The sequence below is a fragment of the Streptomyces sp. NPDC004031 genome (assembly GCF_053604375.1).
On sequence record NZ_JBSGHL010000007.1, the window covers coordinates 190368 to 200459 of the forward strand.

Genomic DNA, 10092 nt, shown 5'->3' on the forward strand with positions numbered 1-10092 from the left:
CCGCCGCGGCCGTCGCCGCCGGTCGCATTTCCTGTTCGGCCGCGCCGACCCGCCGACCACTTAGCCCGTCGCCCCCTCTGCCGGCTGCGCGCGTACGGGCGGCCGTGCGCGATGTCGTCTCGCGTCCCCTCTTGCCTTCTGCATACCCCCCAGGGGTATATTACCGACCCCGAGATACCCTCACCCGGTATAGGAGGCAGGTCGTGGACACCCGGCAGGACACCCCCCACCAGGCCCCGCGGAAGGCCCCGCGGAGCGCCCCGCAGGGCGCACCCCACCCCCGGCGGTGGACCGCCCTCGCGCTCATCGCGCTGGCGCAGTTCATGGTGATCATGGACACCTCGATCATCGGTGTGGCCCTGCCGAAGATGCGGGCCGACCTGAACTTCTCCGCCGAGAACCTGAGTTGGGTCTTCAACGCCTACGTCATCGCCTTCGGCGGACTGCTGCTGCTCGGCGGGCGGCTGTCCGACCTGCTGGGCGCCAAGCGGGTCTTCGCCGCCGGATGGGCGGTGCTGGCCGCGGGCTCGCTCGTCGCGGGACTCGCCGGGCAGGCCGGGACCGAACTCGCCGGGCGCGCCCTGCAAGGCGCAGGCGCCGCGCTCATCGCCCCCGCCGCGCTCACGCTGCTCATGACGCTCTTCGGCTCCCGGCCCGCCGAGTTGGGCAAGGCCTTCGCGCTGTACGGTGCCGCCGCCCCGGCTGGCGGCACCGCGGGCGTCTTCCTCGGCGGCGTGATCACCCAGTACGCGGAATGGAGTTGGGTCTTCTTCGTCAACCTCCCGATAGCCGCCCTCGTCCTCGCGCTCACCCCCGCCGTCATGCCCGCCGCGCCCGTGCGCCGCGGATCGGTGGACTGGGCCGGGGCGCTCACCGTCACCGCCGGGCTCGCGACCACGGTCTACGCGGTGGTCCGCGCGCCCGAGACGGGCTGGGGCGCCGCCCGCACCTGGCTGGTGCTCGCCGCCGGACTGCTGCTCGTCGGCGGCTTCGTCGCCCTCCAGGCGCGGCGCCGCGAGCCGCTGATGCGGCTGGGCGTGTGGCGCAGCCCGGGACTGGCCGGGGCGAACCTCGCCCAGCTCCTGCTGGCGGCGGCCTGGATCCCGATGTGGTTCTTCCTCAACCTCTACCTCCAGCAGGTCCTGGGGCTCGGCGCGTTCGCCTCGGGTGCGGCGCTGCTGCCCATGACCGGGGCCGTGATGGTGATGATGATCGTGCTGGCGCCGCGCCTCATCGCCCGCTTCGGGCCGAAGCCGCTCGTCGTGACCGGACTGGCCGCGCTCGCGGGCGGCATGCTGTGGCTGTCCTTCGTCCGCGCGGACGGCACCTACGCGGTGGACGTGCTGCCCGCCTCGCTGCTGGCCGCGCTCGGCATGGCGCTGGCCTTCATCCCGTCGCTGGGCACCGCGCTGTCGGGGGTCCGGCCGGAGGAGGGCGGCCTCGCCGCCGGGATCGTCAACACCAGCTACCAGATCGGCTCGGCCGTCGGACTCGCCGCGATGACGGCGCTCGCCGCGGCGCACGGCTCCGGCGCCCTGGACGACGCCGCCGCCCTCACCGACGGCTACTCCGCCGCCTTCACGGGCGCGGCGGTCGTGGCCGCGGCCGGTGCGCTGGCGGCGGCGGCCGGGTTCCGCGGCGGTGCGAAGTCCCCGGCCGCGTAGCCCGCTCGGGCGCGCCCGGACGGGCGGCGGGGACGTACCACCCACGAGGTGGCGCGCCCCCGCCGCCCGTCCGTACGCCCCCGGGCGCACCGTCGTATGCCCCCGGACGTACGCCCGTACGTCCCCGCCGCGCCGTCCGCGCGGAGGGGCGAAAACTTTCTGCACGCTCTCTTGACGCCCAATCAGTGAACGCTAACATTCGAGGGGTGACGGGCCGCCCGTCCCTCGGATGCCGCGTCGGACGCGGCGGCGGGTGGGTCCTGCGGGGCGCCTGCGCGCCCTTGAGGCACGAGAGCTACGAGAGGCATGGCGTACCGCCTCTCGAACGGTGCGACGCCGGGGTGGCCGGTGGGAGCACGGGGTGCGCCGACCCCTGGGACGGGGTCGGGCGGGCCGGTGCACGACACGTACGACACGATCAAGATGTGAGCGCTAACAAACAGCAAACGGGCTGCGAGGCCTTTCCGGACGGGATGTTGTCATGGGTGCAGTGCGGTGTGGTCGGGCAGGTCGGACGGCATACGGGGCTGACGGGGCGGACACGGCAGGTCCGGGCGCCGGGGACGGCCCGGACGGCCGGAGCGGCGGGAAGCGCCGCGGCCTCGTCCGGCGCTGCGGGGCCGCGGCGGTCGTGCTCGCGGTGCTGGCCGGGGCGGCGGCGTGCAGCAAGAGCGGTGCGGGCGACTCGGGTTCGGGCTCGGGCAGCGGCGGCGGCTCGACCGGCGGGACGGGCACGGACGCGCCCGCCGTCACGATCCAGGGCGACATCACCTTCAACGACGCGAACCTCGCCAAGCTGGACGCCGCCCTGAAGCAGGCGCTCGCGGGCAAGGACTTGTCGAAGGTGAACGAGGCCATGGTCGTCAACGTCGCCGTCGACTACTGGAACGCGGGCAAGGTCGGCTTCAACAAGGGCGTCAAGGACCTCGGCGTCAAGGGCGTCTACCAGGCCCCGGCGAACGGCCGGCTGGACCAGCAGCTCAGCATCATCCAGACGCTGCGCGGCCAGGGCATCACCGGCCTGAGCGTCTCCGCGATCGACCCCACCGCGATCAAGGCCCCGATCAGCTCGGCGAACAAGGCCGGTATCCCGGTGCTGGCGATCGACTCGCCGCTGCCCGAGGAGGACGGCGCCGCGCTCTACCTCGGCACCCCCAACTACACGGCGGGCCAGAAGGCGGGCGAGGCGATGAAGCAGGCGCTCGGCGGCAAGGGCCAGGTCGTCGTGCTGGTCGGCTCGCTCACCGCGTCCAACGCCGTCGAGCGCATCCAGGGCTTCGAGGACGCGCTCAAGGGCACGGACATCAAGGTCGTCCAGAAGCTCAGCGACGGCATGGACGCCTCCAAGGCCCTCACCAACGCCCAGACCGCGATCCAGACCAACCCGAACGTCAACGGCCTGTACGGCGTGTACTCCTACGACGGCCCGTCCGCCGGGCAGGCCGTCCAGGCCGCGGGCAAGACCGGCAAGGTCAAGGTCATCTCGGACGACAGCGACCCGCAGACGCTGAACTTCATCAAGTCCGGCGTCATCCAGGCGACCGTCCTCCAGCAGCCTTACCAGCAGGGCTACACCGGCGCCTACCTGCTGGCGGCCTTCAAGGTGCTGGGCGTCGACGCGACGCTCGCCCTCGTCAAGCCCTACCTGGAGTCGGACGGTACGACGCTCAGCTCCGGCGTCGGCCTGGTCACGCAGGCCAACCTCAGCGACTACCAGGCCAAGCTCACCGAACTCGGCATCGGCTGATGGCGGCGGCCCCCTCCGGAAGCGGCACGGCCCCCGCCCGTACCGGCACCGACACCGCCGTCTCGCTGCGCGACGTGAGCAAGACGTACGGTCCGGTGAAGGTCCTGGACATCCCGCGGCTCGACCTGGCGCGCGGTCAGATCGTCGCCGTCGTCGGGGAGAACGGCGCGGGCAAGTCGACGCTCATGGGCGTGCTGTCCGGCACGGTCACCCCGACGACCGGGACGATCGCGATCGCGGGGCGGCCGCTCCAGCCCGGCCGCCCCGACCACGCGCGGGACATGGGCGTCGCGATGGTCGCCCAGGAGTTCCCGCTCGTCGGCCAGTTGAGCGTCGCGGAGAACCTGCTGCTGGGGCGCCGCCCGCAGCGCGCGGGCACCCGTCCGCTCGGCTCGCTCGTCGTCGACCGGGCGGGCACCCGCGCGGAGGCGCGGGCGCTGCTCGCCGAGGTCGGCGTGCGCGGGGTGGACGTCGACCGGCCGGTGGGCCGCTACCCGGTGCCGGTGCGGCAGATGATCGAGATCGCCAAGGCGTGGGGCCACCGCCCGGTCGTGCTGATCCTCGACGAGCCGACGTCCTCGCTGGGCCCGGTGGAGGCCGAGCGGGTGCTCGCACTGGCCCGGCAGCACGCGGCGGCCGGGGGAGCGGTGCTCTTCATCGGGCACCGGCTGGACGAGGTGCGGGCGGTCGCCGACCGGGTGGTGGTGCTGCGCAGCGGAAAGCTGGTGGCGGACCTGACCCCGGCCGACGCCACCGAGGAGCGGATGATCCGCGAGATGGTCGGCACCGAACTGGCCCGCGCCGACCTGACCCCGCCGCCGTCGGTGGAGCGCGCGGCGACGCTCAGCGTGCGCGCCCTGACCGCGGACGGCCTCGGCCCGGTCGATCTCGACGTGCACGCGGGCGAGATCGTCGGGGTCGCGGGCCTCATGGGCTCCGGCCGCAGCCGGCTGCTGCACACGGTGATGGGCGCGCAGCCGCGTACCGGGGGCTCGGTCGCCTTCGAGGGCGCCGGCTTCCGGCCCCGGCACCCGGCCGACGCGGTGGCCGCGGGGATCGGGCTGGTGCCGGAGGACCGCAAGGTGCAGGCGCTGCTGCCCGCGCACTCCGTGCGCTGGAACGTCACGCTCGCGACGCTGCGCCGGATCAGCCGGCGCGGGGTGCTGCGGCCCCGGGCCGACAAGGCGCACGCGGCCCGGATCGTCCGGGATCTCGGGGTGCGGCTGCACACCCAGGAGCAGCCGATCGGCTCGCTGTCCGGCGGCAACCAGCAAAAAGCGGTGTTCGGCCGCTGGCTCGCGGCCGAGCCGCGGCTGCTGCTGCTCGACGAGCCGACGCGCGGGGTGGACGTCGGGGCCAAGGCGGAGATCTACAGCCTCATCGACACCGCCGCGCAGGACGGCCTCGCGGTGCTCGTGGCCTCCTCCGAGCTGGAGGAGCTGCTGTGGATCTGCCACCGCATCGTGGTGATGGCGCACGGCCGGATCGTCGCCGACCTGCCCCGCGACCGGTTCGGCAAGGAAGTGATCATGACCGCGGCGGCCGGCTCCGGCGCCGGGCCCGCGGGCGGCGGTACGGGAGCCGGCGCGGCCGGCGGAGGGAAGGCACGCGCATGAAGGACGGCACACCGATGAAGGACGGCACGCGCGGCGCGGCCGAACCGGTGACCGGCGCGGGGCCCGCGGCCCCCGCCCCGGTCACGGCGGCCCCCGACGCCCCGGAGCCGCGCACCCCGCTGCTGCGGCGGCTCGTCGAGACCCCCGAGGTCGGGGTGATCGCGGCCTGCGTGGTGGTCTTCGTGTCCCTGGCCCTCGACAAGTCGACGTTCGCGGGCGCGGTCAACCTCCAGGGCATGGGCTTCGACCTGGCGCAGTACGGGCTCATCGCGATCGGTGAGTCGCTGGTCATCCTCACCGGCGGCATCGACCTGTCGGTGGGCGCGCTGCTGGGCACCAGCGTCATCCTGATGTCCTGGTTCAACGTGCGCGCGGGGCTGCCGCCCGTGCTCGCGATCCTGGTCACGCTGCTGATCTGCGGCACGGTCGGGCTGATCCACGGGCTCGCGGTGACCCGGCTGAAGATGGCGCCCTTCGTGGTGACCCTGGTGACGTACACCGTCGCGCAGGGCGTCACCCTCGCGATCACCTCGGGCACCTCGATCACCGGCATCGGCGGCACCTTCAGCGACCTCGGGCAGACGTACGTGGCCCAGGTGCCGCTGCCGCTCATCCTCTTCGTGGTCGTCGCGCTGGTGGCCTGGTTCTTCCTGGAACGCACCTACGCCGGACGGCAGGTCTACGCGGTCGGCGGCAACCCGGAGGCCGCCCGGCTCGCCGGGATCCGCGGCGACCGGCGCGTCATCTCGATGTACGTGACCAGTTCGCTGCTGTCGGCCTTCGCCGGGATCCTGGTGCTCGGCCGGATGGGCGTCGGGTCGGCGAGCGGGGTGGGCGTCGGCTGGGAGCTGTCGGCGATCGCCGCGGCCGTCATCGGCGGGGTCAGCCTGGTCGGCGGGCAGGGCCGGATCGTCGGCATCGTCGCGGGCACGGTGCTGCTGGAACTGATCAACAACGGCCTGACGACGCTCCAGATCAACTCCAACTACACCAACATCGTGCTCGGCTGCGTCCTCGGTCTGGCGATCACCGCCGACCGGCTGCGCGCCAGAAGCGTGGCGCGCCGCGGCTGAGTGACGCCGCGGACCCCCATGCCGCGGCGGAGAGCCGGTCCGGCGCCGCACCCACCGGCGCCGGGCCGCCCTCCGGGCTGCCCGCCCGCGCCCGCGGGCGGGCCCGGAGCCCGGAATCCGTGCCGGGGCCGCACCCGCGGCCGTCCGGCCCGCACCACCCATCACCCCCCACGGAGGAGGACCTCGTGTCCGTACTCGCAAAGATCCGGGTCCGCCGCAGGCTGCGCAGTCTCGCGCTCGCCTTCGGCGCGACCGCCGCGCTGGTCGCCGGCGTCCTGGCCGGCACCTCGCCGGCCTCGCAGGCGGCGGGTTCGCTGCCCTGCGACATCTACCAGTCCGGCGGCACCCCGTGCGTGGCCGCGCACAGCACCACCCGCGCCCTGTACGGCTCGTACAACGGCTCGCTCTACCAGGTGCGGCGCGCGTCCGACAACGCCACGCAGAACATCGGCGTGCTGAGCGCGGGCGGCTATGCCAACGCGGCCGCCCAGGACTCCTTCTGCTCCGGCACCACCTGCGTGATCACCGTCATCTACGACCAGTCCGGCCGCGGCAACAACCTCACCCAGGCCCCGCCCGGCGGCTTCAACGGCCCGGCGTCCGGCGGCTACGACAACCTCGCGAGCGCCACCGCCGCGCCCGTCACGGTCGGCGGCCACAAGGCCTACGGCGTCTTCGTCGCCCCCGGCACCGGCTACCGCGACAACCACACCAGCGGGGTCGCGACCGGCGACAACCCCGAGGGCATGTACGCGGTCCTCGACGGCACCCACTACAACGGCGGCTGCTGCTTCGACTACGGCAACGCCGAGACCGACAGCCACGACGACGGCAACGGCACCATGGAGGCCATCTACTTCGGCAACATCAAGGTGTGGGGCTACGGCTCGGGCAACGGCCCCTGGATCATGGCCGACCTGGAGAACGGCCTGTTCTCCGGCGTGAACCAGCACCTCAACTCCGGTGACCCCACCGTCAACTACCGCTTCACCACGGCGCTCATCAAGGGCGGCGCCAACCAGTGGGCGATCCGCGGCGGCAACGCCCAGTCGGGCAGCCTGTCCACCTTCTACAGCGGTGTGCGCCCCAACGTCTCCGGCTACAACCCGATGAAGAAGCAGGGCGCGATCATCCTCGGCATCGGCGGTGACAACAGCGTCGGCGCCCAGGGCACCTTCTACGAGGGCGTGATGACGTCCGGCTACCCCTCGGACGCCACCGAGAACGCCGTGCAGGCCAACATCACCTCGGTCGGCTACACCGCGGGCACCACCGGCGGCACCGGCGGCCTCACCGTCGGGTCCAAGACCTCGCTGCGTGCCACCACCTCGTGCTGCACGGGCGACTACCTCAAGCACGACGACAGCGACGCGAACGTGGTCATCGCCGGTGTCACGTCGTCGAGTTCGGCGACCGACAAGGGTGACGCGACCTGGATCGTCCGCGCGGGCCTGGCCAACAGCGGGTGCGTGTCCTTCGAGTCGGCGAACAAGTCCGGGCAGTACCTGCGGCACCAGAACTTCAAGCTCCAGCTCGCGGCGAGCGACGGCAGCGACCTGTTCAAGCAGGACGCCACCTTCTGCGCCCAGAGCGGCCTGAACGGGCAGGGCCTGTCCTTCCCGTCCGTCAACTACCCCGACCACTACATCCGCCACTACGACTACAACGTCTACCTCGCCGTCAACGGCGGCTCCAACGCGTGGGACTCCAGCACCTCCTACGCCGACGACGCGAGCTGGGCCGTCGCCTCCCCCTGGGCGCCCTGATCCCGTCACCACGGACGGAAAAGGCCGTCCCCCCGCGGCCAATGCGGGGGGACGGCCGTACGAAGGGGCGCTGCCGAGAACCTACTTCAGGCTGTCGGCCATCGTGTTGACCAGGGTGCCGGAGGAGTCGTCGTTCTCCAGCGAGAAGGCGAACATGCCCGCAAGCCCCTTGGACTTCGCGTACGCGGCACGCGCCTGGATCGCCTGCGGGGTGTCACCGGTCCAGAAGTTGGTGCCGTCGTAGATCCAGGCGCTCTCCGTCACCGGGTCCCAGTGCAGCTGCGACGCAGCCGGGCTGAGTTCCTTCCAGGCGGCCAGGCCCGCCTCCTGGCTCAGCGCCTTGGCCGGGGTCGGCCCGGTCGCGCTCTGGTAGAGGCCGTAGTCGCTCCCGGCGGGCACGCCCGTCCAGCCGCGCCAGTAGAAGGGGACGCCGAGGACGATCTTCGAGGCCGGGAAGCCGCCGGGGATGCCGTACGCGGGCAGGCCCGCGGTGTACGCGGTCAGGGCCGTGTCGACGTTGTACCTCGCGGTGCCCGGGGTGATCGGGGCCGTCGGGTCGGCGGGGCTGTCGTGCAGCGGGTCCTGGTGGTTGGTCGGGCCGGTCGCGTCCCACGAGCCGTGCATGTCGTAGGTCATCACGTCGGCGTAGTCGAGGTAGCTGCCGATCTTGTCGGTCTCCAGGTACTGGATCTTGTCCTGGCCGCTGGGCAGCGCCGCGGTCAGCAGGAAGTGCTTGCCGACGCTCGTCCCGTAGGCGTCCAGCTGGGTGCGGAACTCCTGGAGCAGCAGCGTGAAGTTGGCCTTGTCGGCGGCCGAGTAGTGGTTGCCGGTGTGGCCGCCGGGCGAGCCCGGGTACTCCCAGTCGATGTCGATGCCGTCGAAGATGCCCGCGCCGGACGCGGTGCCGCCGGACGGGTCGCCCTGCACGTTCTTCGGCAGGTTGCCCTTGAGGAACATGTCGATGCAGGAGGACACGAACGCCTTGCGGGAGGCGTCGGTCGCGGCCGCGTCCGAGAAGTACTTGGAGTACGTCCAGCCGCCCAGCGAGACCGTGAAGCGCAGGTTCGGGTACTTCGCCTTGAGCGCGCGCAGCTGGTTGAAGTTGCCCTTGAGCGGCTGCTCGTAGACGTCCGCGGCGCCGTCCACGCTGTCGCCCGCGGCGACGTCCGCCTGGTAGTCGGCGTAGGCGTCGCCCGCGCCGTCACCGGCGTTGGGGTCGTCCTCGTTGCCCGCGTCGGACGCCTTGATCGCCTCGAAGCACTTGTGGCTGCTCGGGTTGACGTTCTCGAACGCGTAGGTGACGACGTCGAGTTTGGCCGCTGCGCCGCTCGTGCCGATCTGCTTGGGGTAGTAGGCGTTCTCGTAGATGCCCCACTGGTCGAAGTAGGCCGAGCTGAACGCGTGCGCGGCGGGCGCCGCGCCCGTCGTGACCGTGACCGGCTGCGAGAGCGTCGCCGAGGCATGGCCCGAGGCGTCGTAGGCCTGCACCGCGAAGGTGTAGGTCGTCTTCGGCAGCAGTGAGCTGACGGCGACGGTGGTGCCCATCGACGTGGCCACGATCTGGCCGTTGGAGTAGACCTTGTAGGCCGCGACGTCGCCGTTCTGCGAGCTGTCGGTGGAGGCGTTCCAGCGCAGTACGGCCGCGTTGCCGGTGACCGTGCCCGCCGTCAGGCCCGTCGGGACGGTGATCTTGCCGTCGCCGGTCGGACCGCCCGGGGAGGTCGGGGGAGTGGTGGGCGGCGTGGTCGGGGGTGTCGTCGGCGAGGTGGGCGGGGTCGTCGGCGGAGTCGTCTGGCCGCCGCCGGGGCCCGTCAGGCTGAGGTCGTCGGCGTGGTAGGAGCCCTGGCCGTACCAGCCGTGCGTGAAGACCGTCACCGAGGTGGTGCTCGCGCCGGTGGTGAAGTGCGTCGTGAGCTGCTGCCAGGACGTCGCGCCGGGCGCCCACACGCTGGCGTTGACGCCCGTGCCGGTGGCGCCGAGGTAGACGTAGGAGCCCTGCACCCAGCCGCTCAGGTCGTACGCGGTGCCCGGCTGGACGGCCACCGTCTGCCGGCACTCCGCGGTGTCGGACGCGCTCGCGGCGCCGGTCAGCGCCGAGGTGCCGGAGTGCACGGGCGAGCCGGAGACCGAACCGCCATTGATTCATATATGCCTGAATCTTTTGAGGAGTGATTGCCCTGGCAGAGCTGGCGTTCTCGACAAGCGATCTGGCGCAGGTGCGGTTCG

General features: G+C 72.4%; 6 protein-coding genes. 5 read left to right on the forward strand and 1 reads right to left on the reverse strand.

Translation table 11 applies throughout. The features are described 5' to 3' along the window. The first annotated feature begins 305 nt into the window (after positions 1-305). The 5 genes from ACWERV_RS06730 to ACWERV_RS06750 all read left to right on the forward strand — a co-directional run bounded on the left by ACWERV_RS06730 (position 306) and on the right by ACWERV_RS06750 (position 7866). Positions 306-1664 (forward strand): MFS transporter, encoded by a 1359-nt coding sequence (locus ACWERV_RS06730; RefSeq protein WP_452929656.1) that lies wholly within the window; start codon positions 306-308, stop codon positions 1662-1664. Between the two features lie 631 nt (positions 1665-2295). Then, entirely contained in the window at positions 2296-3411 is a 1116-nt protein-coding gene (locus ACWERV_RS06735) for a substrate-binding domain-containing protein (RefSeq protein ID WP_452929631.1), read from the forward strand. Further along, positions 3411-5027 (forward strand): sugar ABC transporter ATP-binding protein, encoded by a 1617-nt coding sequence (locus tag ACWERV_RS06740; RefSeq protein WP_452929633.1) that lies wholly within the window; start codon positions 3411-3413, stop codon positions 5025-5027. The genes ACWERV_RS06735 and ACWERV_RS06740 overlap by 1 nt, the downstream gene beginning before the upstream one ends. Continuing rightward, entirely contained in the window at positions 5024-6100 is a 1077-nt protein-coding gene (locus ACWERV_RS06745; RefSeq protein ID WP_398183292.1) for an ABC transporter permease, read from the forward strand. The genes ACWERV_RS06740 and ACWERV_RS06745 overlap by 4 nt, the downstream gene beginning before the upstream one ends. A 185-nt stretch (positions 6101-6285) precedes the next feature. Beyond that, the gene (locus tag ACWERV_RS06750) at positions 6286-7866 is read left to right on the forward strand and encodes an alpha-L-arabinofuranosidase B (RefSeq protein ID WP_452929635.1); all 1581 of its coding nucleotides are present in this window, start codon (positions 6286-6288) and stop codon (positions 7864-7866) included. A gap of 81 nt (positions 7867-7947) precedes the next feature. Here the strand turns inward: ACWERV_RS06750 and ACWERV_RS06755 are convergent, their stop codons facing one another. Further along, positions 7948-9978, reverse strand: coding sequence for a glycosyl hydrolase family 18 protein (locus ACWERV_RS06755; RefSeq protein ID WP_452929638.1), 2031 nt, complete (start codon positions 9976-9978; stop codon positions 7948-7950). Positions 9979-10092 lie beyond the last annotated feature (114 nt).

Bases quoted from the DNA above. Each gene is read 5' to 3' on its own strand.
- ACWERV_RS06740 (WP_452929633.1), top strand. From the start codon at position 3,411: ATGGCGGCGGCCCCCTCCGGAAGCGGCACGGCCCCCGCCCGTACCGGC.
- ACWERV_RS06745 (WP_398183292.1), top strand. From the start codon at position 5,024: ATGAAGGACGGCACACCGATGAAGGACGGCACGCGCGGCGCGGCCGAA.